At 62.5% G+C, this 25,196-nt stretch carries 25 protein-coding genes and 1 pseudogene; 5 read left to right on the plus strand and 21 right to left on the minus strand.

Annotation, left to right across the window (positions count from 1 at the left end):
* Window positions 1–20 precede the first annotated feature (20 nt).
* The 3 genes from EEQ99_RS00390 (at window position 21) to EEQ99_RS00400 (ending at window position 2,338) form a co-directional block, all read left to right on the plus strand.
* A complete protein-coding gene (locus EEQ99_RS00390; protein ID WP_127429854.1) occupies window positions 21–632 on the plus strand; it encodes an ATP-dependent Clp protease proteolytic subunit in 612 nt (203 codons plus the stop codon).
* A 112-nt stretch (window positions 633–744) separates the two neighbouring features.
* Entirely contained in the window at window positions 745–1,581 is an 837-nt protein-coding gene (locus tag EEQ99_RS00395; RefSeq protein WP_028759064.1) for an amidohydrolase family protein, read from the plus strand.
* Window positions 1,582–1,933: 352 nt separating this feature from the next.
* Window positions 1,934–2,338, plus strand: a complete 405-nt coding sequence (locus EEQ99_RS00400) for a helix-turn-helix domain-containing protein (protein WP_028759063.1) — start codon at window positions 1,934–1,936, stop codon at window positions 2,336–2,338.
* A 37-nt stretch (window positions 2,339–2,375) separates the two neighbouring features.
* Here the strand turns inward: EEQ99_RS00400 and EEQ99_RS00405 are convergent, their stop codons facing one another.
* From EEQ99_RS00405 to EEQ99_RS00500, 20 genes and pseudogenes are all read right to left on the minus strand, one after another.
* Entirely contained in the window at window positions 2,376–2,642 is a 267-nt protein-coding gene (locus EEQ99_RS00405; RefSeq protein ID WP_004668299.1) for a hypothetical protein, read from the minus strand.
* 68 nt (window positions 2,643–2,710) lie between these two features.
* Window positions 2,711–3,454, minus strand: a complete 744-nt coding sequence (locus tag EEQ99_RS00410; RefSeq protein WP_063475716.1) for a TfuA-like protein — start codon at window positions 3,452–3,454, stop codon at window positions 2,711–2,713.
* Window positions 3,451–4,713 carry a YcaO-like family protein gene (locus tag EEQ99_RS00415; RefSeq protein WP_028759171.1) on the minus strand — a complete coding sequence of 421 codons (1,263 nt, stop codon included), beginning with the start codon at window positions 4,711–4,713 and terminating at the stop codon, window positions 3,451–3,453. The genes EEQ99_RS00410 and EEQ99_RS00415 overlap by 4 nt, the downstream gene beginning before the upstream one ends.
* A gap of 13 nt (window positions 4,714–4,726) precedes the next feature.
* Window positions 4,727–4,870, minus strand: a complete 144-nt coding sequence (locus tag EEQ99_RS34375) for a hypothetical protein (protein WP_164735880.1) — start codon at window positions 4,868–4,870, stop codon at window positions 4,727–4,729.
* Window positions 4,871–4,976: 106 nt separating this feature from the next.
* On the minus strand, window positions 4,977–6,929 hold the full coding sequence (locus EEQ99_RS00420) for an AfsR/SARP family transcriptional regulator (protein ID WP_047611942.1): 1,953 nt from the start codon (window positions 6,927–6,929) through the stop codon (window positions 4,977–4,979).
* Between the two features lie 325 nt (window positions 6,930–7,254).
* Complete coding sequence (locus EEQ99_RS00425; protein ID WP_063475718.1) at window positions 7,255–8,607, minus strand: cytosine deaminase; 1,353 nt, start codon at window positions 8,605–8,607, stop codon at window positions 7,255–7,257.
* A 32-nt stretch (window positions 8,608–8,639) separates the two neighbouring features.
* Window positions 8,640–9,611 carry a LysR family transcriptional regulator gene (locus tag EEQ99_RS00430; protein ID WP_097630175.1) on the minus strand — a complete coding sequence of 324 codons (972 nt, stop codon included), beginning with the start codon at window positions 9,609–9,611 and terminating at the stop codon, window positions 8,640–8,642.
* A gap of 2 nt (window positions 9,612–9,613) precedes the next feature.
* The gene (locus EEQ99_RS00435) at window positions 9,614–10,609 is read right to left on the minus strand and encodes an isopenicillin N synthase family dioxygenase (protein ID WP_063475720.1); all 996 of its coding nucleotides are present in this window, start codon (window positions 10,607–10,609) and stop codon (window positions 9,614–9,616) included.
* An 87-nt stretch (window positions 10,610–10,696) separates the two neighbouring features.
* Window positions 10,697–11,491 carry an ABC transporter permease gene (locus EEQ99_RS00440; RefSeq protein WP_063475721.1) on the minus strand — a complete coding sequence of 265 codons (795 nt, stop codon included), beginning with the start codon at window positions 11,489–11,491 and terminating at the stop codon, window positions 10,697–10,699.
* 4 nt (window positions 11,492–11,495) lie between these two features.
* The gene (locus tag EEQ99_RS00445) at window positions 11,496–12,269 is read right to left on the minus strand and encodes an ABC transporter ATP-binding protein (protein WP_097596047.1); all 774 of its coding nucleotides are present in this window, start codon (window positions 12,267–12,269) and stop codon (window positions 11,496–11,498) included.
* Window positions 12,270–12,274: 5 nt separating this feature from the next.
* Window positions 12,275–13,259, minus strand: a pseudogene (locus EEQ99_RS00450) (ABC transporter substrate-binding protein).
* Entirely contained in the window at window positions 13,181–13,480 is a 300-nt protein-coding gene (locus EEQ99_RS34380; RefSeq protein ID WP_164735871.1) for a hypothetical protein, read from the minus strand. Before EEQ99_RS34380 ends, EEQ99_RS00450 begins: the two are co-directional and overlap by 79 nt.
* 698 nt (window positions 13,481–14,178) lie before the next feature.
* The gene (gene nadC / locus EEQ99_RS00465) at window positions 14,179–15,078 is read right to left on the minus strand and encodes a carboxylating nicotinate-nucleotide diphosphorylase (RefSeq protein WP_097596048.1); all 900 of its coding nucleotides are present in this window, start codon (window positions 15,076–15,078) and stop codon (window positions 14,179–14,181) included.
* Window positions 15,078–16,619 (minus strand): L-aspartate oxidase, encoded by a 1,542-nt coding sequence (locus EEQ99_RS00470; RefSeq protein ID WP_097596049.1) that lies wholly within the window; start codon window positions 16,617–16,619, stop codon window positions 15,078–15,080. The genes nadC and EEQ99_RS00470 overlap by 1 nt, the downstream gene beginning before the upstream one ends.
* Window positions 16,616–17,587 carry a quinolinate synthase NadA gene (gene nadA, locus EEQ99_RS00475; protein ID WP_097542597.1) on the minus strand — a complete coding sequence of 324 codons (972 nt, stop codon included), beginning with the start codon at window positions 17,585–17,587 and terminating at the stop codon, window positions 16,616–16,618. Before nadA ends, EEQ99_RS00470 begins: the two co-directional genes overlap by 4 nt.
* 69 nt (window positions 17,588–17,656) lie before the next feature.
* A complete protein-coding gene (locus EEQ99_RS00480; protein ID WP_174824420.1) occupies window positions 17,657–18,655 on the minus strand; it encodes an NUDIX hydrolase in 999 nt (332 codons plus the stop codon).
* A 29-nt stretch (window positions 18,656–18,684) separates the two neighbouring features.
* Window positions 18,685–19,497, minus strand: a complete 813-nt coding sequence (locus tag EEQ99_RS00485) for a 3-methyl-2-oxobutanoate hydroxymethyltransferase (protein ID WP_097542595.1) — start codon at window positions 19,495–19,497, stop codon at window positions 18,685–18,687.
* A gap of 42 nt (window positions 19,498–19,539) precedes the next feature.
* A complete protein-coding gene (locus EEQ99_RS00490) occupies window positions 19,540–20,766 on the minus strand; it encodes an NAD(P)/FAD-dependent oxidoreductase (protein WP_097542594.1) in 1,227 nt (408 codons plus the stop codon).
* Window positions 20,767–20,777: 11 nt separating this feature from the next.
* A complete protein-coding gene (locus EEQ99_RS00495) occupies window positions 20,778–21,092 on the minus strand; it encodes a MocE family 2Fe-2S type ferredoxin (RefSeq protein WP_047611977.1) in 315 nt (104 codons plus the stop codon).
* 21 nt (window positions 21,093–21,113) lie between these two features.
* The gene (locus EEQ99_RS00500) at window positions 21,114–22,202 is read right to left on the minus strand and encodes a fatty acid desaturase family protein (protein ID WP_097542593.1); all 1,089 of its coding nucleotides are present in this window, start codon (window positions 22,200–22,202) and stop codon (window positions 21,114–21,116) included.
* 133 nt (window positions 22,203–22,335) lie between these two features.
* On the opposite strand from EEQ99_RS00500, the gene EEQ99_RS00505 reads away from it, so the two are divergent.
* A complete protein-coding gene (locus EEQ99_RS00505; protein WP_097542592.1) occupies window positions 22,336–23,364 on the plus strand; it encodes a LacI family DNA-binding transcriptional regulator in 1,029 nt (342 codons plus the stop codon).
* A gap of 160 nt (window positions 23,365–23,524) precedes the next feature.
* Window positions 23,525–24,337, plus strand: coding sequence for a TIM barrel protein (locus EEQ99_RS00510; RefSeq protein ID WP_097542591.1), 813 nt, complete (start codon window positions 23,525–23,527; stop codon window positions 24,335–24,337).
* Window positions 24,338–24,435: 98 nt separating this feature from the next.
* On the opposite strand, the gene cobM is transcribed toward EEQ99_RS00510, so the two are convergent.
* Window positions 24,436–25,194 (minus strand): precorrin-4 C(11)-methyltransferase, encoded by a 759-nt coding sequence (cobM, locus tag EEQ99_RS00515; protein ID WP_028758292.1) that lies wholly within the window; start codon window positions 25,192–25,194, stop codon window positions 24,436–24,438.
* Window positions 25,195–25,196: the final 2 nt, after the last annotated feature.

A 25,196-nucleotide genomic window follows, 5' to 3' on the forward strand; every position in this document is an offset into this window, starting at 1 on the left:
TGGAAGATTGGAGTTCGCCGATGCGCGAAGCGATGCAACTCGTCCCCATGGTCATAGAACAATCCAGCAGAGGAGAGAGGTCTTTTGACATTTACTCCCGTCTTCTGCGCGAACGCATCATTTTCCTCAACGGCGAGGTTAACGACACCGTTTCCGCTCTGGTCTGCGCGCAGTTGCTGTTTCTTGAGGCCGAGAATCCAAAGAAGCCGATCAATCTTTACATCAATTCGCCGGGCGGTGCCGTGACCAGCGGCCTCGCCATGTATGACACCATGCGCTTTATCCGCGCGCCGGTTCATACGCTTTGCATGGGGACAGCCCGGTCAATGGGATCGTTCCTGCTGATGGCAGGCGAGGCCGGCGAAAGAGCTGCATTGCCCAACGCCAGTATCCTCATTCACCAGCCCTCCGGTGGCTTCCAAGGGCAGGCTTCGGACATGCTGATTCACGCCGAAGAAATCCTCAAGACCAAGCAGCGCATGACGCGGCTCTATGCGCAGCATTGCGGACGCTCCTATGAAGACTTTGAGCGCGGGATGGATCGCGACCGTTTCATGACGGCGGAAGAAGCATTGGAATGGGGTCTTATCGACCGTATTCTAACGGTTCGGGAAGACACGGCCAGCCTATAAGCTGTCGCGGAAATCCAACAAAAGTTGGAATTTTTAACCGCCGGGAATTTCTATTTGAACAATCCATTCACCAGGGATAGGTTGCCGCAAAACCACTCTTGGAGGAGAGAGCGTGTTCATCGACACACATCTGCACATCATCGATCGGTCGGCGCTGCCCTATCCCTGGCTTGCCCAGGCGCCCGCTCTCGATCGTGATTTCCTCTACGAAACCTATGCGACTGAGGCCCGGCGCTGCGGCATCACCACGGCGCTGCATATGGAGGTCGACGTCGATCCCGCCGCCATGCAGGCCGAGACCGATCACGTTGCCGACATCGCCAAAAAGGAAGGCAGTCTGCTTGCCGGCGCCATCGCCTCCTGCCGACCGGAGGAGCAAGGTTTTGCCGCCTATCTCGAGCGACAGAAGGCCGATCCTTTCGTCAAGGGGTTCCGCCGCGTGCTGCATGTCGTGCCTGACGATGTCTCCGAAGGCGCCCTGTTCCGCGAAAACATCCGGCGCATCGGCGGCAGCGGCCTGACCTTCGACCTCTGCACCTTGCCGCATCAGGCGGGCCGAGTGGCGGCCCTCGTCGATCTCGCGCCCGATGTGCAGTTCGTGCTCGACCATTGCGGCGTGCCCGATATCCGCTCGAATGCCTTTGAGCCCTGGAAGGCCGGCATATCCGAGATTGCCCGGCGGCCGAACGTCGTCTGCAAGGTCTCGGGCGTCGTTGCCTATGCGGATGCCGAGACCTGGACCGCGCAAACGCTGCGGCCCTATATCGAACATGTGATCGCAAGTTTCGGCTGGGATCGTGTCGTCTGGGGCAGCGACTGGCCGGTCTGCACGCTCGGCGGCGGCCTCTCCACCTGGGTCGCGGCGACCCATGCGATGCTTTCCGGCGTTGGTGAGGCCGAGCGCTCGAAGCTGCTTTTCGCCAATGCGCAGCGTCTCTGGGCGTTCTAAAAAGCACCGCCCCAAAAGAGCGCAGTGGTTATCAAAGACTTAAAGCGCATTTGCATGGACCGGGTGAAGCAACGCTCTTCGCTCATTGTTTTTATGCATATCACCCCCGGATTCGCTGCACACGCCCCGCCGACAGGCGTCAACATCACGAAAATAATGACGTGCCCGGCAAAAGTGCTACTTTGGCATGTTTTTTGCTGGTGATGTGTGGTGAGATAATGACGCAGACGCGTTGTATCGGTTTGGGACGACTTACAACCGAGCAATTGCTAGCTTTATTCATCTCGGGTAAAAGTTGTCAGGCGGAGATATGGCAAATGGCCAGATCTCCGCTGTATCAGGAGGGAAATAAATGAAAGAAGAACCGCACTCAGTAGATGTTCACGTCGGAAAGACGATCCGCATCCAGCGTCTGTTGAGGAAAGTTTCTCAGACGGAACTGGGAGATCGTGTCGGCGTAACGTTCCAGCAGATCCAGAAATACGAAAAGGGTTCCAACCGCGTTTCCGCCAGCATGCTGGTCGAAATCGCCGGCGCGCTGAAGGTCGATGTCAGGACGTTTTTCGACGACCTGTCGACCCCTGCTACGGCCAACGACAACCCTGCTCCAAGCGAGGAATTCGTTATTTCGCGCGAAGGCGTCCTTCTCAATGCGGCGTTCTTTTCGATCAAGAACGAAGCTCTTCGCAAGAAGATTCTGAAGCTCGTCCAGGCGATCGCCAACACCGAACAGTTGGACGCTGACGCGGCCGAATAAACCGGTCCTTCACGCAATCCAACGGGCCGCATGAGGGTCAATGGCGATCGATCAGAATTAGATTCTCGCTGGCATCCTTCATTGCGATCTTGGCTTTGCTGCCGAGCAGCTTCTCGAGATTGACGTCAAGCTCCCTGTCGGGATCTATGCCGTCCCAATCGATAACGACCTGCAGCAGCGCCATGTTCGTCAGGTGCATCAGATTACGCAGCTGAAGCTTTTCAGCCTCCTCCTTGGCTGCCGACAGCAGCCGGAAGATCCTTGCGTATTCGCTGCCTGTACCTTCGTTGTGTTGTTCAAACATCGTTCCCGCCTTCGTTGGCCGTGAAACCCTACGATTCCATCCACTACTGCATCTTTGTGCCGCGACCGTTATTCAAGCGTTACAGCAACCGCATTGCGCGTGACTTCGGCGTGCAGGAGCTCCCAGTGCGAGGTTGCGGCAAAGTGCCAGTCACGGTTGACGGGAAGGAATTTGTCCCTGCGCAGCCATTCCAATACCAGCCGCGCGTCGTTGCGCTTGCGCTCGACGCGGTTGCCGCGAATGGCGGCGAGGATAAGGTCGCGGCGCGGTTTACGGAAATGGCACTCGTCGGCCACCTTCGCATAGGTGCGCTCGGAAAAATGCAGGAAACGGCCGGCAAGCAGAAGCTTCTTGCGCTCGCCGGGTGAAATCTCGCCGCTGGCGTAAAGCGCATCGATCGTCGGCTCGAAATCGACCCAGGGCACGGAAAGCGGCAGCCAGCCAAGTTCCTGCGGCGCATGCACCAGCGCGACGGCCTCGTCGTCGAGCAGCCGCCCGGACTCATAATCCTCGAAGATCGAGCCGAGCCCGACCATGCCGAAGGGGGCGCATTCGGCTGCCCGCAACGCGCCCATGCTGGCGCCGCCGGCAACGGCGACGTCGTGTTCGAGCGCGTACAGAATTTCCTTGTGCCAGACCGAAGGCAGATCGCCGAAATAGCCGTCGACGAGGCCGATCGCGGTGGCGCCGTCCTCAACCGCTTTCAGAATGTCGCCGGCAGCGGCCGGCGGCCGGAAGTCGATGCAGGAAGACATCGCCCTTGCCGCGGCAAGATCGCTGCCCAGGCTCGGGCCGACGAACAGCACCTTCATGATTCGGCTCCCCTTATGGTGTTGACGGCGCGCATGCCGAGCTGGATGTACTGGCCTGAGATATCGACCTCCAGGCCGGGCACGATCACTCTGACGACGGAGACCGGCAGGGCCGGGTGCGGAAACGGCACGACCACGATCTGCTCGATGCCGGTGGCCACCAGCCGGTCGGCAATATGGCCGATGGTCTCCTGGATCGTCGCCTTGCGATGATGACGGGGCTGGAACGGGCGCATCCGGCCGTCGCCCTCGCACAGTTCGACCACCTGCTGCATCGCCGCACTCCTGTCGAGCCGCTGATAGATGCGCGGCGAGAAATCGTCGCGGCTGCCGGCAATCGCAGTCAGTCGGCTCTGCGCCGCTTCGGTGATGGCGCGCAGCGCGGCGCGCACGGGATCGGGGTGGCAACCGCAGCCGCCGCAGACATGCGACCAGCGCGCGTCGACACGGTCGGAAAGATTGCCGGGCATGATGACGGCCAAAAAGGCGGGAATACCGATATCCGTCGTCATGTCGAGCAGCAGCAGTTTCATGCCGGCGCGGGTGATTCGGTCGGTCATGACGTCGATCACCGCATCGCCGAAGGAGGTCGGGTCGATGCGGCTTTCCTTCAGGCGCTCCGGCGATTTCAGCTGGGTCAGGGCCCAGGCGTCGCGCTCCACCAGCTCGCAAAGCCCATGCAGGACCGCCTCGGACGGCGTGTTGCCGGAGGCCAGCCCATCGCTCGACTGCTCGAAGCCCGGCGGCCTCTCGCCGCGATGGTCGAGACCGACAAGCCACCAGGGTACGAAGACGCTGCTGCCGGACAGGATGTCGAGCCCGGAGCACCAGGGAATGGGACGGCTGCCGATCTCGTCGGGCGCGCAGCGTGCGACATTGTCGAGGTCGATCATGGCGGCACGCTCCGCCCGCATGCTCTCGACGGTCGCCTGCGTCAGGTCGGCGGGGGCAATTTCGGCGATCCGCGTCTCGACCGCCTCCATCGCCGCCGAGGTCATGGCGGCCTCGTTGTCGATACCCTTGCCCTGAAAGACCGAGAGCGTATGGCTGTTCGGCCTCGTTGCGAAGGCGACGGGGATGTTCAGGACGTCGAGCGCGGTCAACAGACCGACGCGGGTGATGCCGAATTCGCGCAGATGCGGCCTGATGGCCGCGAAGGTCTGCGCCGGCGTGACGGCGCGGTCATGATAATCGCTGACGCCTGCCGATGATCGTTTGAGGTCACCGGCAAGCGTTTCAAGGTCGGTGAAAGCGGACATACCGATTTGTTCCTTAGCGGAACCTCAGCGCATGCGTCAGGCTCTCGAGCGCATTGGCGGAAACGTTGAGTTCATCCTGCTTCATGGCTGCTCTGGCAGCTGCAGAGAAGCGCAGCGACGGTGTCTGAACTGCAGTGCTTTCAGCATTCGTCTTCATGTTCCATCTCCGATTGGTTGGGCAGCGCCTTGCTGCCGTTAACCATCAGAGGGAAACATTACCTGCGTCATTTAAGCGTTACAGGCTTCGTTAAAAGGCCGCGCAATCAGGGAAGACCGGCAAGATGCAGGCCCTGTATCAGCGGTTCGGTATAGGCGGGATCGCGATCGGGGACGAAATGGCGGATATCCTCGCTGCGGAAATCGGGGAAGTTTTCCAGCACCACCCTGGCATAATTCCTGGCCTTGGCCGTATCGCCCGCCATAGCATGCGAGGCGGCGAGCAGGCGGGCGGTTGCCTGCTTGGCCTTCACCGGTTCCAGCGCCTCGATCGCCATTTCATACTCTTCGCGCATGAAATGGATGCCGCCGAGGTTCCAGTAATAATAGTCCGGCGGCAGCGGATTGAGTTTGAAGGCCGCGCGGCTGAGCTCCAGCGCCCGATCGAAATCGCCATCATGGGAAAGCGCATCGGCGAAATCGGCGAGGATGTCGGCATCATTGGGATTGAGATCCTGGGCCTGCTGGAAATATTCCAGGCTTTCGTCGAAGCGGCGGCGATAGAGCGCCACGAATCCGAGCTCGCGGTAGGCCCGGCCGCTGTTCGGGTCGGACTGCTGCGCCTGCCGGGCAGCGCCGTTCGCCTCATCGAGCAGTTCCTTGTCGCGCATGCCGCGAATCAGCCATTCCATACCGAGCGCGCGCGACACGCCGGCATGCGCAGCCGAGAAATGCTCATAACGATTGAGCGAGGATTTGAACCATTTGCGCGCCTGGCGCAGATGCTGCAGATCGGTCTGGGCGATCAGCCGCTTGCCTTCCAGATAGAGACGATAGGCGGACGGCGGCGCCTCGCCGATCGGCATCGCCAGTTCGTGGCGCTCGATCGTGTCGGCGAGCGAGGAAACGATGCGCCGCGTCAGATGCGCGAAGGATTCGCTGATCTTCTGCATGACCAGCGGCAACTCGATGGCCCAGATCACCTCCGATGTCGTCGTCCGTGTCAGGCGGCAGGTCGCAAAGACATCCTCATCGCGGCCCTGGATGGTGACGTAGACCGCATAGTCGAAGCTGAGGTCGAGCGGACCGGACACGGCGCGCGACGGATCGATCGAACGGCTGAGGATTTCCAGACTCGTATGCGCCGCGATCACCTTGAAGCCGCGCTGCTGACTGAGGCCGATGGTGACGTCTTCGAGAAGCGCCCTGCCGACGCGCTCCATCAGCGGATCGGTAAAAATGCTTTCCGGCGGCAGGATGATGATGCGCGGCTGGCCAAGCAGAGTGATCGCGAGGTTCGGCCCCGGCTGGGAATGGCCTGAAGCCGCTTGTGCCGCCGGCACCAGGTTCAGTTCGCGGGCAAGAGCGGTGGTGCTTTCCTCCGGCTCGGTGTCGAAGTCGTCCTTCAGCTGGCTTTTGCACTTCAGATAGGCCTGACGCGCCGCTGCCGGATCGTTCATCCTGACATAGGTGCGCATCAGGGCACGATAAGCAGTCTCACTGGCAGGATCGAGTTCCAGCAGGCGCCTGGCAAGCGTGACCTGCTCTTCATCAGATCTATCGTCTGATGTTTCGACCAGCCGGGCGAGATGGGTGGAGCGCAATTCGTCGATGCGCTGGCGCTCGAAGGTCAGCCAGTCCTCGGCGCCCTGCGTCGGCGATTTGACGCCTTCGAGCAATTCGCCGTTCAGGAGGCCGCCGTCTTCGGGTGCGAGCGGCCCTTTCTGTTTCAGGATATGAACATCGACCTCCCAGCCGGCGGCAAGGCCGATATGGGTTCGGGTCGCGGCCAGCAGCGGCGGAAGGTCGGCGGGAATGCTCTGTTCGATGCGCGCCAGGAGCTGGCGCAGACTACCTGCCCGCTTTTCCGGCAGCTCCGATTGCCAGAGTTGCCGCCTGACGGTTTCGCGGTCGAGTTCGAGATCGGCTTCGGCAGCAAGCATGGCGAGAAGAAAATAAGACTTCTCCGGCAAGGGGAGTTCCTTCCCCGCCGCCAGCAATCGCGGTCTTCCGAGCAGGCACAGCCTGTTCGTCGACATTTGCCCGGATGTCCGTTGCATCTCGGTTCTCACCCCCGAAAGCCAAGGCGCGCAAACGCACCGGCGGTCAAGACATCATGTTAAAGCTATAAAGCCGCCGCGCATAGCGGCTTTGCTATAAAAAAGAAGAAATTTCATCGATTATTTGCATTTTCGCATGTCGCTCGCCGAGAAGATGCTTTGCCAACACTTCCGTGAGGATGCGGCTTGCGTTCCCTGGCGGCAGGTTATTGAGCAAACGACGGCCCGTATTACGGGCTGTCCCCGACAAAATCGGCGCCGCGCTACAGGCCAAGCGTCTTGATGTGGGCTTCGCCGGTCCGTTTTTTGTCTCCCAGGGAGCGGCTCAAGGGGTCGGGAAATCTGTGAGCATGCTGTAGGAGGGCAATGTCCTGTTGGCGAAGATCCCCTTGCGGAGGAGGACGCGGTCGGAGTGCGGACGGGCGATAACCTGGTCGAGGCTCCAGGCTTCGAGGATCATCAGGTCTGCCGGCCGACCGGCGCCGATCGTACCGACGTCGATGCCCATGACGCCAGCAGGTGCCGGGCCGGCAAGAGCGGGCGCATCCGCGTAAGGGTGGTCGAGATGAAGGATGCGCACCGCTTGCCGCCAGGTGTCCAGCATGTCGTGATCGCCATAGGCAAAGAACGGATCGCGGCAATTGTCGCCGGCCGCGGCGACCGGAATGCCAGCCGCCTGCAATTCCTGCACGGGCGTGACCCCGCGCCAGCGCGGCGTGCGGCCGTCTTCGCGATCCTGGAGATACATGTTGACGGTTGGCAGCGTGATGATCGAGAGGCCGGCATCGGCGATCAGCGCGATCGTGTCCCGCAATTCTTGCTCGCCCAGAAGCGCAAGCGAACAGCAGTGGCCGCATGTCACGCGCCCCTCGTAACCGTGGCGGATGGCGGCACGTGCCACATGCGGCAGGGAATCCGCCTGTGCCGCCTCGTCGACATGGAGATCGACATCCAGTCCCCGTTCCTTGGCCAGCGCAAACAACCGGTCGAGCAGCAGATCGATATCGTCGAGGCCTGCCCCATGGGTGCCCCCGGAGGCGCGGGTGACGCCGCCGAGCAAGCCGCCGTGGGCGGCAACGATATCGGCAAGGCGGGCGCCATAGTCGCCGCGATAGGCATCGAGCGGCACGAGGCCGGCAGCCTGCAAGGTGATGCGGCCTTTCCAACGTTCGCGCATTTCGGCAAATGCGCTCCAGGTGATTTCCGCCTGCCCCTCGTGGCTGTCGAGATGGGTGCGGATAGCGGCCACGCCATGGGCGTCGGCCGTTGCAAGACCGAATTCCATCCGTCGCAGGAGATCGTCGGCATTCCAGTGGGCAAGCCGGTCCGCCGTCGTCGCGGCGCGCGCGCCGGGATGCGTGCCGCCGGAATCGGGCGCACGTCCCATGGTGTGACCCTTGTCGAGATGGGCGTGCGCGTCGATCAGAAGCGGCCAGACGTGGCGGCCGTCGAGCGCGACTGCATCTTCGCCACCATCGGCAAGGGCCGGCGTTATCGCGGCGATCTTGCCGTTCTCGACCAGAATATCGACGAGGGCGGAGCCGTCCCGATCCACCTCCGCAGCACCAGGCACGTCATTTGCAAGCAGCGCGACCGGAACGCGCGCCTTCGCAAGACGAATGCGCTCCGGTCTCGCCAGACGGGCGGCAAAGCTGGGAAACAGCGAAAGATCGTTCATGGTGAGTCTCGATTGGATGGGTTACCGAGCGGTCAGTTCTCGTCAAACGAGGCGAGCAGACGCTCCTGCGCGAATTGCATGAAATGGCTGCCTGCGGGCGAAAGCGAGCCGCGGGCGCGGTGGAGGATATTCAGCCGTTGCAGCGAGCCGGTTCCCGTCAGCGGAATGAAGACCAGGTCGCCGGTCGCCATTTCGCGGTCGACATCGAGCCGGTTGAGGAAGGTGATGTGAGGCGTTGTCCGGGCAAGGCGCTTCATCAGTTCCATCGAATTGGTCTCGACGACGGGAACAAGGGTGGCACGCGCCGGGGCAGTCGCCTCGACGACCTCGCGCAGCGACAGCGATCGATCCGCCAGAACCAACGGATAGAGCAGGCAATCGGACATGCGCACGGTCCTGCGGTTTGCGAGGGGATGGGCGGGCGCCACGACGGCTCCCAGCGCATGGTGGAATTCGGCGGCGCGTTGCAGCCGAGTATCGTCCGGCAGGTTGTAGGCAATGGCGATATCGGCCTGGCCGAGTGCAACCATCTCCGCAACAGTCGTCCGGTCGCCGACCATGATGCGCAGGCTGACCTGCGGATGTTCTTCTCGGTAAGCGGCAACGATTTCGGCAATCCGACCCGCAGCGAGCGTTGCCATGGTCGCCAGCGCCACCTCGCCGCGATTGAGCCCCTTGAGGGACTGGATCTGCGACCGCATCCGCTGATGCGCCTGCAGTGTCTCGCGAATGTGCTGGATGAGGATTTCGCCGGAACTCGTGAGCTTCAGGCCGCGCGGCAGGCGCTCGAAAATGGGTGCCTGCAGCTCTTCCTCAAGCTCCAGGATATAGCGGTTCACCGCGGAGGCGGCGACATGCAATGTCCTTGCCGCCTTGCGGATGGAGCCCTGTCGGGCCACCTCGTCTATATAACGCAGCGCGCGTCCATGAAGCATGATGGGTCCGTTGCCTGACGGGAGTCGGATTGACCGTTCCACGATGTCACCGCAACGGCCCATCTTCAACGTCACTTCTTGGCGAAATTGGCGTTGATGCGCCGGGTCAGGTATTCGCCGGCGGTGATCGCCTCGTATTTGCCGAGCGGACCCTCAATGACGGCATCGCGGTTTGCCTGGCAGAAGAAGGGCAGGGACAGTCGGCGGCCCATGTATTCATTCTCGCGCGGCATACGCACCCGGTGCAGCGTCGACTGCAACTGGTCGTCCGACCAGCGCATCAGCATGTCGCCGATGTTGCAGGTGATATAGCCCTTGCGCGGCGGAACGTCCGTCCATTCCTTCAGGGCTGCATCCTTGCCCGGGCACACCTGGAGCCCGCCTTCGCCCTCCTTCTGGTGAAGAATGGTCAAGCAATCGAAGTCCGAATGCGCGCCGGCACGCCACGACGTGAAGTCTTCCGGCTTGGCGCCTTCCATCGACATGTAGTGGATGAGGCGCAGCGTCGATTGATATTGGTCCGAAGACGGGTCATGCGCCTTGGTGAAGAAATCCTCGGCAAAGCCCATCTTCAGCGCGAAGCAGGAGAGGATGCGCATGCCGAGTTCCCAGTTCTGTCGCTCGAAGCGGAGCATCTTTTCGCGGAAGCCCGGAAGATCGTCTTCGCTCGGCCACAGATTGAGGCGGATCATGTCCGGCAGGGTGAGCTGGAAGCTCTCCTTGTTATCCGGCGTACCGGTGGAGGGACGGACCTGCGCCCTGAACTCCCAGCCGGCATTGATGCCCTTCGGCATCGGGGTTTTCGCCTTAACCTCCACCGGCAGTTCGAAGAATGTCCAGGCCGTGTCGAAGGCCGCGTCAATATCGTCCTGGGCGATGCCGTGATTGTAGACCTGGAAGAAACCGATATCGACCGAGGCCTGCCAGAGTTCATCGGCGATCTCGTGCTTGCGGTGGTCGAAGTCAGAAAGGTCGATGACGGGGATTTCCCGGTCAACGGTCGTGCCCATGCCGCCGATGGTCGCTTCCTTGGCGAGTTCCGCGAGGGTGTCTGTCTGGATATTCATATTATTCTCCTTACGTGAGTGCCGGCGAACCGGCGGTTGAGGAGCAATGTCCGGGCAGGGCCCGACTGCTTCTACTCCGGATGGATTTCAGCCGTTTTTCGGCAGGCTCCAGGGAAAGAGGAGCTTCTGCGTCAGGACCACGGCCTGAAATAGCAAGAGCGACATGGCGGCGAGCAGCAGCAAGCCGGCCCAGGCCTGTGGCAGCTTGAACAGGGAGGTCGACAGTTGGATGAAATAGCCGACGCCGGCTTCGGATGCGCAGAACTCCGCAACCACGGCGCCGATGACGGCAAGCGTGATCGAGATTTTCAGCGCCGAGAAGATGTAGGGCACCGCAAACGGCAAGCGTATCTGGGTGATCTCGCGGAAGCCCGAGGCGCGCAGGCTTCGCGACAGCTCGATCAGATCCGGCGGGGTTGCCGCAAGGCCCGTTGCGGTCGAGACGACGAGCGGAAAAAAGGTGATGAGACAGGTGATAACGATACGTGGCGCATCGCCGGCTCCGAGCACGACGATCATGATCGGCGCAATCGCCACCACCGGCGTCGACTGCACTACGACGAGCAGCGGATAGAGCGTTCGCGACAGGAATGGCGAGCGCATCATGACCACCGCGAGCGGAATGGCGATAAAGATGGACATCGCATAACCGATCAGCGCCACCCGCAACGTCGCGGCGATGTGCCCGATCCAGCGCTCGAAGCCGATGGAGGAGAACGAGCCGAGGATCGCGCTTGGCGGCGGCAGCAGATAGGTCGGGATCGACAGGAGCCGCGCGACCGCTTCCCACAGCAGCACCGTGCCGATCAGGGCCGCGGCGGTCGCAATGCCCGGCAACGCCAGCACCTGCTTGAGGAGAGCAACCGGTGTGCGGCTCCGCATGGCCTCACGCCGCCTGACGGGTGAGGAGGAGATCGCGGAGGTAATTGGAGAGGTCATGGATCGCCTTGTCCTTTGCAGTTTCAGGGCCGCGTGGCCGGCCGACGGGGACGGTGACTTCGGTCAGGATCGAGCCCGGACGTCCGGTCATCACCAAAACGCGGTCGGACAGAAGCGCCGCCTCACTGACGGAGTGGGTGATGAAGACCACGGTCTTCGGGCGTTGGGAAAAGATGCGCAGCAGATCGAAGCCCATCACCTCGCGTGTCAGGGCATCCAGCGCCGAAAAGGGTTCGTCCATCAGCAGGATATCCGGATCCATGAGCAGCGCGCGGGCGATGCCGACACGCTGCTGCATGCCGCCGGACAGTTCGTCCGGCAGGCGTTTCTCGAAGCCGGCAAGCCCGACCATGCTCAGCAATTCACCCGCCCGCCCGCGCTCCTCTGCCGTTACCCGGCCGGTCTTGTGGCGGGCGGGAAATACGACATTGTCTTCGACAGTCGCCCAGGGAAGCAGCGTCGGCTTCTGGAAGACGATCCCGATGTCGTCACGCGGGGCCGTCACCGGGAGACCGAAGACGTCTACCGAGCCGGATGTCGGCTTCAACAGGCCGGCGATCATGCGCAGCAGGGTCGATTTCCCGCAGCCCGAAGGGCCGAGGATCGAGACAAATTCATGCCGGGCCACATCGAAACTGACGTCTCGCAGGGCTTCCGTGCGCCCGGACCGAGTTTCGAAAACTTGTCCCAGCCTGTCGAAGCGGATAGCGGGCATCGCCATCGAGGTTACTCCGTTACGGCGAAGGTGCGGTTGACCATGGTTTCCGGATCGAGCTTGGCCGGATCGATATCCTGCGCTTCAGAGACACGGCGCCAGGTTTCGGCGAGACGGGCGGCTTCGAAGCCGCCGAGGCCGTCCTTCTCCGTCACCTCGTTGAAGATCAACGGCAGCGTGTCCTTGAGCGAACCCTGGACGTCCTCCGAGCCGAGTTCCGGTACCATGGTGGTGACAGCGGCGGCAGCCTTCTCCGGATTGTCCTTGGCGAATTCGACCGATTTCTTGTAGGCGGCGATAAAGCGGGCGGCGACCTGCGGACGCTTGGCGAGGAAATCGTCGCTGGCGATGAGGGATGCGGAATAGAGCTCGAGCCCGGCTGCCGACCATGGCAGGGCAACGATCTCCTTGCCAGCTTCCTTGCCTTGGTTGCTGTAGCGCGTCAGGTCGGTCATCCAGGCGATGATGCCATCGGCATTGCCGGTCATCAGCATCGGGCCAAGTGCGCCGGGATCGGCTTTGATGAGCTTGATATCCGCCATGTCGATGCCGGCATCCTTGAGCACCAGCGGCAGGTAGACATTCGACGATGTGAAGGGCGACGTCGCGATCGTCTTGCCCTTGACGTCAGCGACGCTTGCGATCGAACCGCCCTTGGCGACGTAGAAGGCATGCGGCCCCTTGTTGAACAGCGACATGACGGCGGTTACCTTGACGCCCTCATTGGCGCGCGCGGCCATCAGGGCGCCGATATCGGAAATACCGATGTCGGAGGACGCCGAGGCAAGGCGCGATATGGCGTCGGTCGAGCCGCGACCGGAGGCGATCTCCACCTCAAGGCCGGCGTCCGAACAGAAACCTTCCTGGATACAGACGTAGATCGGCGTCGCCACCCGGCAGCCAATCGAGCTGAAAGATCACCTTGTCGGCGGCGGAGGCGGCGCCGGCAGAAAGGATTGCGGCAAGTGCATAAAAGGCAAGCTTGGTGCGGGACATGGGTCGACCTTTCGCAATTGGTGTTCGATTTTTAAGGACGGATAGTGATCGGCGACGCGCTCCGGATCGAAGCCATCTGCGACGAGCCCGGCAATTGCGCAATCGCGTTTTTCAGGGCGCTTGCTGGCCAGGCATACAAAACAACGCTGCGCGCGAAGATGATCAGGTCCAGCGTCGATCTCTGCGGATTTCGGGGCGAGATCACTGGTTTTTCCCTGCATTAGGACATCCTCTCGACAGGTTTACCCGTCGAGCAATGTCCAGAACCGAGGCTCAGACCGCTTCTACTCGCAGGTCGTTTGTCTCATGAATATCCGGCGTTCTGCAAGATTTTAAACGCTTCAATTCTTGTGCTGAAAAAACAGGCGAAGTCCACGGCATTGAGATCGAAGTGGGCAGGATCGTCAATTATGTGATTGAAATAACAGAAACAATTTCTCTGTAATCGAGCGGTCCGGCGGCTGAAAAATAAGCGTTCTAATATTTAGAGCGCTTAGCTCGTAATTTTCTTGCCGCACCTTCAGCTGGCATCTGCGTTTTCCGGCGCATTTTTCTTGTGAGCGACCCGCATCTGGACAGTTTCCATTGCCTCCTTCGTATGCAGGCGATCGCCCAGACGACCATGAATTGGCGTTTCAGCCGTAGTCGAGAAGGGCTTCGAGGCCGTAACGTTTACGATTGAGCTGCTTCAAGGGCAGGCGTAAATATGCTCCGCCATGAACCGTCGAGGCGCGGCCAGTCTAGAATTGCCTTGCGATCGTTCGTTCACGAAGCCCGCGCCGCCTGCTCCAGAGTGGTGAATTCGATGGCGGCCACGGGCGGTATGCCTATTATGACACGGTGCCCGATCTCGGCGTGATGATCGAGTTGCTGGAATTCGACAGCGACAAGGAAGCCCAGCCGAAACACGCCTGACGGGTCACAGGACCTGTGCAATCCGTTTCGGGCCTGCTACCGCTGTGGACGCGGCCGCGACGAAATCGAGCCCGATATCCAGTACCGGCGCGCTGTGCGTCAGCCATCCAACGGAAATGAGATCGACGCCGGAGGCCGCGATCGCGGCGGCCGTTGCCGGCGTGACACGGCCGGATGCCTCGGTGATGGCCCGGCCGGCGACGATGGCGACCGCCTCACGCAGCTGATCCGGCGTCATATTGTCGAGCAGGACGGCGTCGACGCCGGTCTCCATCGCTTCACGCAGCTGATCGAGGGTGTCCACTTCGACCTCGATCTTCACCATATGGCCGACGCCGGCCCGCGCCCGGCGGATCGCCTCGGCGACGCCGCCGGCGATGGCGACGTGATTGTCCTTGATCAGCACCGCGTCGTAAAGGGCGAAACGGTGGTTCATGCCGCCGCCGGCCCGCACCGCATATTTCTCCAGCGCCCTCAACCCCGGCGTCGTCTTGCGCGTGCAGGCGACGGAAGCCTTGGTGCCCCTGATGGCGGTGGCAATCCCGGCCGTCACCGTCGCAATGCCCGAGAGATGGCCGAGAAAATTCAGCGCGGTGCGCTCGGCGCTCAGCAGACCGCGCGACGGGCCTTCGATGGTGGCGATCACGTCACCCGGCTTGGCCGCATCGCCGTCCTGGAGATGGCGGCGCATGACGATCTCCGGATCGACGAGGGAAAAGGCCAGTTCCGCGGCATCGAGGCCGGCGATCACGCCCGGCTGCCGGGCGGCCATCACCACCGTCGAGCGGTGATCTGCAGGGATGACCGAGGCCGAGGTGATGTCGCCGGCAAGACCGAGATCTTCGAGCAGCGCTTGCCTGACCAAGGGTTCGACGATCAGGCGCGGAAGGGGAACGAGGCTCATCAGGCACTCCTTGCAAGGGAATAGGGCGGGGTCGCGCGGGCGATCTCCAGCACTTGGGAAAGGCGCATCCGGCGGCGGTTTGCATCGCCGAGCTTCAGCGGAAAATCGGTGCGGGCATGGGCGCCGCGTGATTCCGTCCGCAAGCTGGCGAAAACCGCGATCGAGAGCGCGACGATGGCCGGATCGGCGGCAGGGCTGTTCCCTTCGGCAAGCGGCAGCAGGGCGGCGATGGCGCCATGAATGGCGCCGGCATTGCGCAGCACGCCGAGATGGCGCGAGACGATCGACCGGACGAGCGATGCATCGGCAGGCACCGGCAGGCTCTCGGTGAAGGCGCTTCCGGCAGCACTTGCGGGCATGCCCGATATGTCGCGTGCCGCCCGCATGCCCATCACAGCCGCCTCCAGCAGCGAATTGCTGGCAAGCCGGTTGGCGCCGTGCAGGCCGGTCGAAGCCGCTTCGCCTGCGACCCAGAGACCGGGCACCGAGCTGCGGCCATTTGCAACCGTGGCCACGCCGCCCATGTGATAGTGAACTGCCGGGCGTACCGGGATGAGGTCTTTTGCCGGATCGATGCCGGCCTCGCCGCAAAGGGCGGCGATGACGGGAAAGCGCGTGGCAAAGCGGTGGCCGAGAGCAATGCGGGCATCGAGGAAGACTTTGCCGCCGCGGGCAATTTCGGCGCTGATCGCCCGCGCCACCACGTCGCGCGGCGCAAGCTCGGCGCCTGGAGTGCGGGCCATGAAACGGTCGCCTCGTTCGTTGACGAGCAAGGCCCCCTCGCCGCGCACCGCCTCGCTGATGAGCGCCAGCGGCCTGCGGCGGGAATCGAGTGCTGTCGGATGGAACTGGACGAATTCCATATCGGCGAGATCAGCGCCCGCCCTTGCCGCAAGCGCGATCCCCTGGCCGAAATTGCCCATCGGATTGGTGGTGGCGTCGTAGAGCCCGCCAATGCCGCCGGTGGCGAGCACCACCTTCGATGTCGGCAGAATGGCAGCCCCGTTCGCGGTCGCGCAGAGCAGGCCGGCGACCTTTTCGCCTTCCATCAGAATCCGCCGCGCCTCGAAGCCTTCGAGGACTGTTATCACAGGTGTTTTCATCACCGCCTCGATCAGCGCGGCGATGATCGCAGCACCCGACCCGTCGCCTTCGGCATGGACGATGCGGCGGCGGTTATGGGCCGCCTCCAGCCCGAGCGACAGTTGGCCGGCGGCATTCCGGTCGAAACGCACACCGGCTCGCTCCAGCGCGGCAATTGCAGCTGGTGCTTCGGCAATGATGCCGGCGGTGGTCACGGGATCGCAGAGCCCGTCACCGGCGGCAAGCGTATCGGCAAGGTGCAGCGCCGCGCTGTCGTCGGCGCCCATGCTGGCGGCGATGCCGCCCTGCGCCCAGGCGCTCGACGTCTCCGCGCCAAGGGCGGCGCGGGTGACGATCACCGAGGGTTCGGGCGCCAACGTCAGTGCGGTCATCAGCCCCGCAAGGCCGCTGCCGACGATCACCGTGCGTCCGGCCAGATGCTCGAGGACCTCGGTCATATAGCCAGCATTCTCTCGACGGCGCGGCGCGCAGCCACGGCAATTGCCGGATCGACCGTCACCTCGTGGCGGTTTTCCTCAAGGGCGGCGCGGATATTGGCAAGCGTGATCCGCTTCATATGCGGGCAGAGATTGCAGGGGCGAATGAACTCGACATCGGGATGGTGCACAGCGACATTGTCGCTCATCGAGCATTCGGTGAGCAGCACGACACGCGCCGGCTTCTGCCTGCCGACATAGTCCGACATGACGGCGGTGGAGCCGGCGAAATCGGCTTCGGCCACGACGTCGGGCGGGCATTCCGGATGGGCGAGCACCGTTACGCCGGGATGGTTTTCACGCAGCTGGCGCACGTCCTCGGCGGTGAAGAGTTCATGCACCTCGCAATGGCCATGCCAGGCGATGATCTCGACATCCGTCTCGCGGGCGACGTTGCGCGCCAGATATTCGTCCGGGATCATCAGCACCTTCGGCACGCCGAGCGATTCCACGACCTGTTTGGCGTTGCCGGATGTGCAGCAGATGTCGGAGGCGGCCTTCACCGCGGCCGATGTGTTGACATAGGTGATGATGGGCACGCCGGGATGGGCCTGGCGCAGCAGCGCAATATCCTCGGGCGTGATCGAGTCCGCCAGCGAACAGCCGGCGCCGAGATCGGGGATCAGCACGGTTTTTTCGGGGTTCAGCAGCTTGGCGGTCTCGGCCATAAAATGTACGCCGGCCAGCACGATGACATCGGCATCAACCTCGATCGCCTTGCGGGCGAGCGCCAGACTGTCGCCGACGATATCGGCCACGCCGTGGAAGATCTCCGGCGTCTGGTAATTGTGCGCGAGAATGACGGCGTTGCGGCGGCGCTTGAGCTCGAGGATCGCGTCGACGTCATTTTCGAACGTCATCCATTCGGCTTTGGGAATGACGCGGCTGACGCGCTCATAGAGCGAGGATGCGGAAACAGGATAATTCATGACCGGCTCCTAATTATGCTCTCTTTGAGCATATCATAGGCAAAGAGATATTCTCACAGTGAGCATATGTCAATTGCGGGAGAGCGGTAATTTCGTTCCGGCAAGCGCCCGTTCTTCGAGCACCGTGTGGCGGAAGCGGAAGAGCTTCGCCGGCCGGCCGCCGGTTTCGCTTTCGGTTCCGCCGGTTTCCTCGACCAATTCCTGCTGTTCGATGAGCCGGCGGAAGTTCTGCTTGTGCAGCGTCAGCCCGGCCAAGGCCTCGATGGTGCGCTGCAGTCTCAGCAGGGTAAAGCTCTCCGGCATCAGCTCGAAGACGACGGGACGGTATTTGATCTTGGCTCGCAGCCGGGCGATCCCGGTCGCAAGAATGCGGCGGTGATCGGCAAACATCGCCCGGCCGAGATTGGCCTCCACCCCGCATCCGGCCTCCGAGACGAGCCCCGCCTCGTAGAGTAATTCGTAGCGCTGCAGCGCCAGATCTTCGTTCCAGCCGCCGCCGTCGAGGCCGAAGGTGAAATCCGCCCGGCGATGGCGATGGTCGCGCCTTGCCGGATCGGCATCGGCCCAGATCTTCAGACGCGTCATGATTTCATTGAGCACTGCTGGGCGCCCCTGGCGATGGTCTTCCCAGGGGAAATATTCGTACCAGCCGTGCCATCCCGGCCGGCCGGCGCCCGACTGCTCGTTGACGAGGCCGAGATAGCTGATCGAGATCGTCCGTCCGCCTGGGATGTCGTTGTTCCGGTCGCGGTCGGCGAAGGTATAGAGCTGTTCGAGATAGCCGACGGGATGTTCCGTCTGCTCCTGCACCCACTCGCGCAGCCCCGATTGCAGCGTGCGATGCCCCATTTCGAAGGGGCCTGACGGCAGCGCATTGCCGGAGCGGATGGTCATCACGCGCGGCTCGTCCCCCGTCACCGCGACGAGCACCGCAATCAATTCCGCATGCGCAAAGCCGATCGTCACAGGGGACCGAATACTCCGTTCCGAATGGGTCGAACGGATCATTCCTGACACAGGCCGGGACGGAAGCCAATGGAAAGGAAGCGCCTTTGCGGCGCTTCCCACATCATCGAGACAAGAGAGCGGGTTTGCCCCTAGCTATTGCCCGTCTCACTCCGCAGCCGGTCCAGGAAAACCTTCAGCTCCGCGTCGTCGACGCTGACGAGATGGCGCTTTTCCGGATAGGCGCCGGTCCTGACATCCTCGGCGAACTCGGTGAAGGCGGCGATGCGTTCGCGCTGTAGCCGGTCATGTTCGGCGGCGAAGTTGCGATAGACCTTGGCATGGCGCGGATAGTGATCGCGATTGGCGCCAAGCACGTCGTCGGCGAAGAGATATTGGGCGTCGCAGCCGCTGCCGGCCCCCATGGAGATCATCAGCATCGAGGTGTTGCTGCTGATGGCGGCAGCGACATCCCCCGGCACGACTTCGATTTCGGCGGCGAAGGCGCCGGCCTCTTCCAGCGCCTTGGTCTGCCGCCAGATCTCGGCCGCACTCGCCGCGGTCTTGCCGACGGCGCGAAAGCCGCCGGTCCAGGTCGCCTTCGAAGGGATCAGCCCGAGATGGCCGCAGACGGGGATGCCCTCGTCCCGCAGGCGCCGGATCGTCTGCAGGCTTGCGGCGCAATAGACCGCATCGCCACCGGCCTTCAGCGCCGCGAAAGCCGCGCGCAGATAATCCTCCGCCGAGACATGGTCGCCATATTCGAGCCCCGGAATGGCAAAGGGAGTGGGCGCGGCCTCGCGAAAGACCGGCCCGAGCAGCGAGGGCGGCACCGAGACGATATCGATGCCCGCTTTTTCGGCGGCTTCCGCCTCCTCCAGCGTGGTGACGCGCAGCATGGTGAGCTGGCGCTTGCCTTTTTCCGCAAGCAGATCGGCGACGGTTGCGCGTCTATGTTTCTTCATCGTCAAATTCCTTCGAAAAAAGCGGTGAAAATATCGGCCAGCTCACGCGGCCAGCAGGGATTTCAGCTTGATGTCGCTGGTTGCGAGCGCTGCCGGGTCCGGATGGGCACGCGCGGCGATCAGCATTTCGGCGAGCCTGATGTCACGCGCCACGGCATTGCCTGGCCCGATGCCGCTTGCGGCGATCAGTCGCCCGGTGGCGTCGAGATGGAAAAGAATGAAGGCGCCTGCGCCGAGATCGCGGCGCTGATGCGTGGCGGCTCCTTCGGCAAGGCCCGCAATCTGCAGCGTCATGTCGTATTGATCCGACCAGAACCACGGCACGGCCGATACGGCCTCGTCGAGGCCGAGCATGTTGGCCGCAGCCAATGTGCCCTGCTCCTGGGCGTTGCGCCAGGATTCGAGCCGCACCCGCCGGCCGCCATAGATCGACAGCGGAAAGGAGCAGCAGTCGCCGGCGGCAAAGACATCCGGCACCGAGGTCTGCAGATGAATATCGACGGCAATGCCGTTTTCGATAGTAAGCCCCGCTCTTTCGGCGATCTCGACATTCGGCCGGGCACCGATGCCGACAAGGGCGAGATCGGCTTCGATCGCCTCACCGCTCGACAATCTGATCTGGGCTTTGCCGTTTTCCGCAGTCAGCGCCTCGATGGAGACACCGCAGCGGATATCGACGCCCTCGGCGCGGTGGCGCTCGGTAATAAGATGGGCGATCTCCTCCGGCACGCCGCGCTTCAGCACGCGTTCCAGCCCTTCGATGACCGTGACCTCGGCGCCGAGCAGCCGCGCCGTTGCCGCAAGTTCCAGTCCGATGAACCCGCCACCGATGATGGCGATATGCCGTCCCGGCTTCATGACATCACGCAGCGCCGCCGCATCGTGATGGGTCCTCAGCGCGCGAATATGCGGGCTGCCCTGCGGCGCGCCGGGGAAGGAGCGTGCAGCGGCACCCGTCGCAAGCAGAAGCTTGTCGTAGGAAAGCACGGTACCGTCCGAAAGCGTGACGGTCCTAGATGCGGGGTCGAGATCCCTTGCCTCGAGGCCGGTCAGCAGCCGGATGCCGTTTTCGACATATTTTTCCGCCGTCGCGATGAATTTCGGATCGCTTGCATCGGTGGAGCCGGCCTTCGACAGCGGCGGCCGTTCATAGGGCGGAAGCGGCTCGGCGCCGACTAGCGTTACTTCGCCGGCAAAGCCCTTTTCCCGCAAGGCGAAGGCGGCGCGCGCACCGCATTCGCCTGCCCCCAAGATAACGAAATGAGCCACGTCCAGCTCCCTCAGAGCGAGATGAAGACGGCGCCGTCTTCGATCTTGACCGGATAGGTCTTGAGATTGACGCAGACCGGCGCACCCTTGGCTTCGCCCGTCTTGTAGTTGAAGCGGCCGTTATGTTTCGGACATTCGATGATCTCATCCATGACAAGCCCGTCGGCGAGATGGATATGTTCGTGTGTGCAGAGCCCGTCGGTGGCGAAGAATTCGTCATCCGGGCTGCGATAGACCGCGAAGGTGCGCCCGTCGTGATCGAAGCGGATGACATCCTCCTCGTCGATCTCGTCCTTGCCGCAAACCTCAATCCAGTTTCCGCTCATCTTATCCTCCCTCGATTGTCGTTATTGCGCGGCCGGAGCCAGCTCGTTGTGGAATTCCTCGCGATACGGCCGCGCGGTGGCCGGCAATTCGCGCTTCAGGAAATAGTCCTCGTTGCGCAGCTGGCGCAGGAAGGCCGGGATCATCTCGCGATAACCGGACAAGATCGACGGGTTCGGCGCCGGCAGGTCGTGCTTGATCATCGCATGCAGCTGCGGCAGCGCGTGGTAGGGCACCATCGGAAACATGTGATGTTCGACGTGGTAGTTCATGTTCCAGTAGATGAAGCGGCTGATCGGGTTCATGTAGACAGTGCGGCTGTTCAGCCTGTGGTCGGTGACATTGTCGGCAAGGCCGCCATGCTGCAGCAGTCCGGTCAGCACATGGTGCCAGGCGCCGTAAAGGCGCGGCAGGCCGATCAGCATCAGCGGCAGGATCGAGCCCGTGGCGATCGCCGCGGCGATTGTCGCGACATAGATCGCCAGCCAGATGCGGGCGAAACGGATCGCCTTCGGCTGCTCCATCTCGGGAATGAAGGTTTTTTCCGCCGCGCTGACGCCGCCGAAGGCATTGCGCAGCATGTCGACGACGGCATGCCAGGCGTCGAGGATGCCGAAGAAATTGAGCACCAGCCGCAAGAGATCCGGCGGCCGCATGACGGCGATCTCGGGATCGCGGCCGACGATCACCGTGTCGGTGTGGTGGCGCGCATGGCTCCAGCGCCAGGTCACCGGATTGCGCATGATCATGAAGCAGGCAATCTGATAGACGGCATCGTTCATCCAGCGCGTCTTGAAGGCGGTGCCATGACCGCATTCGTGCCAGCGGCTGTCGGAGGCCGAGCCGTAGAGCACGCCATAGGCAAGGAAGAAGGGCAGCGCGATCCACGAGCCCCAGAAATAGATGCCAAGCCCGGCCAAGACCGCCATGCTGCCGAGCCAGATGACCGTGTCGCGGATCGCCGGCGCATCGGAGCGCTGCATCAGCGCCTTCATGTCCTTGCGCGGAATGTCGGTGTGATACCATTCGGCTGCCGCCAGCCCCATCTCGACGGCTGTGCGGCCGCTTTCGCCGAGCAGGTCGTAGTCACGTTTCTTTGTCTGGGTCGCCATTATCCGCCTCCCGTTATGCCCTTGCCTGGGAGAATAGGTTGACTTTGGCAGGCGCTCAATGCAGGCTTGATATATTCTATCAAAAGCCATCATGAATGGCTTGCATTCATGATTGAATACATCAGGAACGCTCATGCGCCGTCCAACCATATCCGATCTTGCCCGCGCCTCCGGCGTCAGCGTCGCCACCGTCGACCGTGTTCTCAACGCGCGCCACCGGGTGCGCGAGGAAACAGCACGGCGGGTCTATGATGCGGCGCAGTCGATCGGCTATCACGCCGTCGGCCTGATCAAGCAGCGTGTCTTCGAGGATCTGCCGCAATACAAGCTCGCCTTCCTGCTGCAGAAACCAACGCAGTCCTTCTACCAGAGCTTCGCGCGCGAGATCGAAACGGCAGCGCGGGCGCTGACGACGGCGCGCATCCAGACGCAGATCGAATTTCCCTCCGCCGCGACACCGGCTGCGATCGTCGAAAAGATCAAGACGCTCGGCGCCCGCAACCAGGCCGTTGCCCTCGTCGGCCCGGACTATCCGGCGGTGACGACGGCGGTGGAAGAACTGAAGGAGCGCGGCATTCCTGTCTTCTCGCTGCTCTCCGATCTCGCCACGGGCGTGCGCGACGCCTATGTCGGGATCAATAACCGCAAGGTCGGGCGCACCGCCGCCTGGACGATCGCGCGCACGGCGCGCCAGCCCGGCAAGGTCGCCTGTTTCGTCGGCAGCCACCGTTTTCACGGCCATGAGTTGCGGGAAATCGGCTTCCGCTCCTATTTTCGCGAGAATGCGCCGGAGTTCGATGTCGTCGACACGCTGATCAATCTCGAGACCGCCGAAATCACCCATGAGGCAACCTTGACACTGCTGCAGAAACATTCCGATCTCGTCGGCCTCTATGTCTGCGGCGGCGGCATGGAGGGGGCAATCTCAGCGTTTCGCGAAGAAGGCGTCGGCGGCAAGGTCGTTCTCGTGGTCAACGAGCTGACCCCCGACAGCAAAGCCGGTCTTGCCGACGATATCGTCGCCATGGCGATCGGCACGCCCCTGCCTGCCCTCTGCAAGGAGCTGATGGTGCTGATGACGAGCGCTATCGAAAACGGCGAAACGGCGGTTCCCGGACAACTCTTCCTGCCTTTCGATATTCATATCTCGGAGAACATCTAAACAATGATGGAATTCCATCATTTCGTTGGAAATTCTCTCAGCAATGAAAGCGGCCACCGGCAATGACGGATGGATTGCGACGCGAATTCCGATAGAGATTCGCTGACCCATTCGCGAGGACTGCTCCGCCGTGACGCGGAGATCAGGAGGAGAACCAGTCATGACTACGATCCGTTTTGCGCTCAACCATATGGCCGCCCCGTCGCTTGCCATCGACGATTTTTTCGCGCTGGCCCAATCGCTCGGCATCGATGCCGTCGAGATCCGCAACGACCTTTCCGGCAATGCCATCCTTGACGGCACCAAACCCGAAACGATCAAGGAGGTTGCTGCCCGCCATGGGCTGACGATCATCTCGATCAACGCCCTGCAGCGCTTCAACGAGTGGAACGCGACCAGAGCTGCCGAAGCGCAGGAACTGATCGACTATGCCAGCGCGTCGGGCGCCAAGGCGCTCGTCCTCGTTCCGAAGAACGACGGCACCGGCTGCGCCGATGGCGAACGGCAGGCCAATCTGCGCCAGTCTCTGGCCGCGCTGAAGCCGATGCTCGAGAAGGCCGGCATCATCGGTCTCGTCGAGCCGCTCGGTTTCGAGATCTGCTCGCTTCGCTCGAAGACCGAGGCGGCCGAGGCAATCAGGGAGCTCGGCGCGGAATCGACCTTCAGGCTTGTCCACGACACCTTCCACCATCACCTTGCCGGCGAAGCGGCGACCTTCCCTGAGCTGGCCGGCCTCGTGCACATCTCCGGCGTCAGTGATCCCACAGTTTCCGTTGCCGATATGCGCGATTCCCATCGCGTGCTCGTGGACGGCGACGACCGGCTCGATAATGCCGGGCAGATCAGGGCGCTGCTGCAGGCTGGCTATAAGGGTCCGTTCTCTTTTGAGCCCTTTGCAGCGGAAGTTCATGCGGTCAAGGACCCGTCCGGGGCGCTTCGCACCAGCATGGACTATCTCAGCGCGCGGGTTTGAGACCTGAGTGAAACGTCGCCTGATACTGTTATTGGTGTCGGGACGGCGGGGGAACGATTGTCACGATTGGCCGCACTGGCGCGGCCAATCGCTTGAAGTTATTCCCTGCCTCTGAACCGGCGTTGATAGGCCGGATCATAAAGTGAACTTTCGCGGAAATCCTCGGCCGCGAGCGAAGGGCCGACGAAGATGATCGCCGTGCGTTCGATCGGTTCGACCGCAACCTTTGCTTCGATATCGGCGAGCGTGCCACGGAGGATGCGCTCGTCCGGCCAGGAGGCCTTGACGACGATGGCGACCGGGCAGTCGACGCCGTAAAGCGGGGTCAATTCCTCCACCACTTGGCTCAGCGCATGGATGGCCAGATGGATCGCCAGCGTGGCGCCCGTCGCGCCGAATTTTGCCAGCGTCTCGTCGTTCGGCATCGGTGATGCGCGGCCGGAAACGCGGGTCAGCACCAGGCTCTGCGCCACTGCCGGGATCGTCAGCTCGCGCCCAAGCGTCGAGGCGGCGGCGGCAAAGGCTGGAACACCTGGCGTCATCGTATAGTCGATGCCGTGTTTTTGCAGCCGGCGCACCTGTTCGGCCACCGCACTCCAGACGGAGAGATCGCCGGAATGCAGCCGGGCGACATCCTGGCCGGCCGCGGCAGCGCGAAGATATTCCGCCTCGATCTCGTCAAGCGACATCGGCGCCGTATCGACGATGCGTGCGCCCGGCGGGCAATATTGCAGCAGTTCGGGCGAGACGATCGAGCCGGCATAGAGACAGACCGGGCATTGGGTGATGAGATCGCGGCCGCGCACCGTGATCAGATCCGCAGCACCTGGGCCAGCGCCGATGAAATGCACCGTCATCT

The organism is Rhizobium anhuiense (assembly GCF_003985145.1).
Taxonomy (GTDB): Bacteria; Pseudomonadota; Alphaproteobacteria; order Rhizobiales; family Rhizobiaceae; genus Rhizobium; species Rhizobium anhuiense.

Bases quoted from the DNA above. Each gene is read 5' to 3' on its own strand.
- EEQ99_RS00390 (WP_127429854.1), top strand. From the start codon at position 21: ATGCGCGAAGCGATGCAACTCGTCCCCATGGTCATAGAACAATCCAGC.
- EEQ99_RS00400 (WP_028759063.1), top strand. From the start codon at position 1,934: ATGAAAGAAGAACCGCACTCAGTAGATGTTCACGTCGGAAAGACGATC.
- EEQ99_RS00405 (WP_004668299.1), bottom strand. From the start codon at position 2,642: ATGTTTGAACAACACAACGAAGGTACAGGCAGCGAATACGCAAGGATC.
- EEQ99_RS00410 (WP_063475716.1), bottom strand. From the start codon at position 3,454: ATGAAGGTGCTGTTCGTCGGCCCGAGCCTGGGCAGCGATCTTGCCGCG.
- EEQ99_RS00415 (WP_028759171.1), bottom strand. From the start codon at position 4,713: ATGTCCGCTTTCACCGACCTTGAAACGCTTGCCGGTGACCTCAAACGA.
- EEQ99_RS34375 (WP_164735880.1), bottom strand. From the start codon at position 4,870: ATGAAGACGAATGCTGAAAGCACTGCAGTTCAGACACCGTCGCTGCGC.
- EEQ99_RS00420 (WP_047611942.1), bottom strand. From the start codon at position 6,929: ATGCAACGGACATCCGGGCAAATGTCGACGAACAGGCTGTGCCTGCTC.
- EEQ99_RS00425 (WP_063475718.1), bottom strand. From the start codon at position 8,607: ATGAACGATCTTTCGCTGTTTCCCAGCTTTGCCGCCCGTCTGGCGAGA.
- EEQ99_RS00435 (WP_063475720.1), bottom strand. From the start codon at position 10,609: ATGAATATCCAGACAGACACCCTCGCGGAACTCGCCAAGGAAGCGACC.
- EEQ99_RS00440 (WP_063475721.1), bottom strand. From the start codon at position 11,491: ATGCGGAGCCGCACACCGGTTGCTCTCCTCAAGCAGGTGCTGGCGTTG.
- EEQ99_RS00445 (WP_097596047.1), bottom strand. From the start codon at position 12,269: ATGGCGATGCCCGCTATCCGCTTCGACAGGCTGGGACAAGTTTTCGAA.
- EEQ99_RS34380 (WP_164735871.1), bottom strand. From the start codon at position 13,480: ATGCAGGGAAAAACCAGTGATCTCGCCCCGAAATCCGCAGAGATCGAC.
- nadC (WP_097596048.1), bottom strand. From the start codon at position 15,078: ATGAGCCTCGTTCCCCTTCCGCGCCTGATCGTCGAACCCTTGGTCAGG.
- EEQ99_RS00470 (WP_097596049.1), bottom strand. From the start codon at position 16,619: ATGACCGAGGTCCTCGAGCATCTGGCCGGACGCACGGTGATCGTCGGC.
- nadA (WP_097542597.1), bottom strand. From the start codon at position 17,587: ATGAATTATCCTGTTTCCGCATCCTCGCTCTATGAGCGCGTCAGCCGC.
- EEQ99_RS00485 (WP_097542595.1), bottom strand. From the start codon at position 19,497: ATGAAGAAACATAGACGCGCAACCGTCGCCGATCTGCTTGCGGAAAAA.
- EEQ99_RS00495 (WP_047611977.1), bottom strand. From the start codon at position 21,092: ATGAGCGGAAACTGGATTGAGGTTTGCGGCAAGGACGAGATCGACGAG.
- EEQ99_RS00500 (WP_097542593.1), bottom strand. From the start codon at position 22,202: ATGGCGACCCAGACAAAGAAACGTGACTACGACCTGCTCGGCGAAAGC.
- EEQ99_RS00505 (WP_097542592.1), top strand. From the start codon at position 22,336: ATGCGCCGTCCAACCATATCCGATCTTGCCCGCGCCTCCGGCGTCAGC.
- EEQ99_RS00510 (WP_097542591.1), top strand. From the start codon at position 23,525: ATGACTACGATCCGTTTTGCGCTCAACCATATGGCCGCCCCGTCGCTT.
- cobM (WP_028758292.1), bottom strand. From the start codon at position 25,194: ATGACGGTGCATTTCATCGGCGCTGGCCCAGGTGCTGCGGATCTGATC.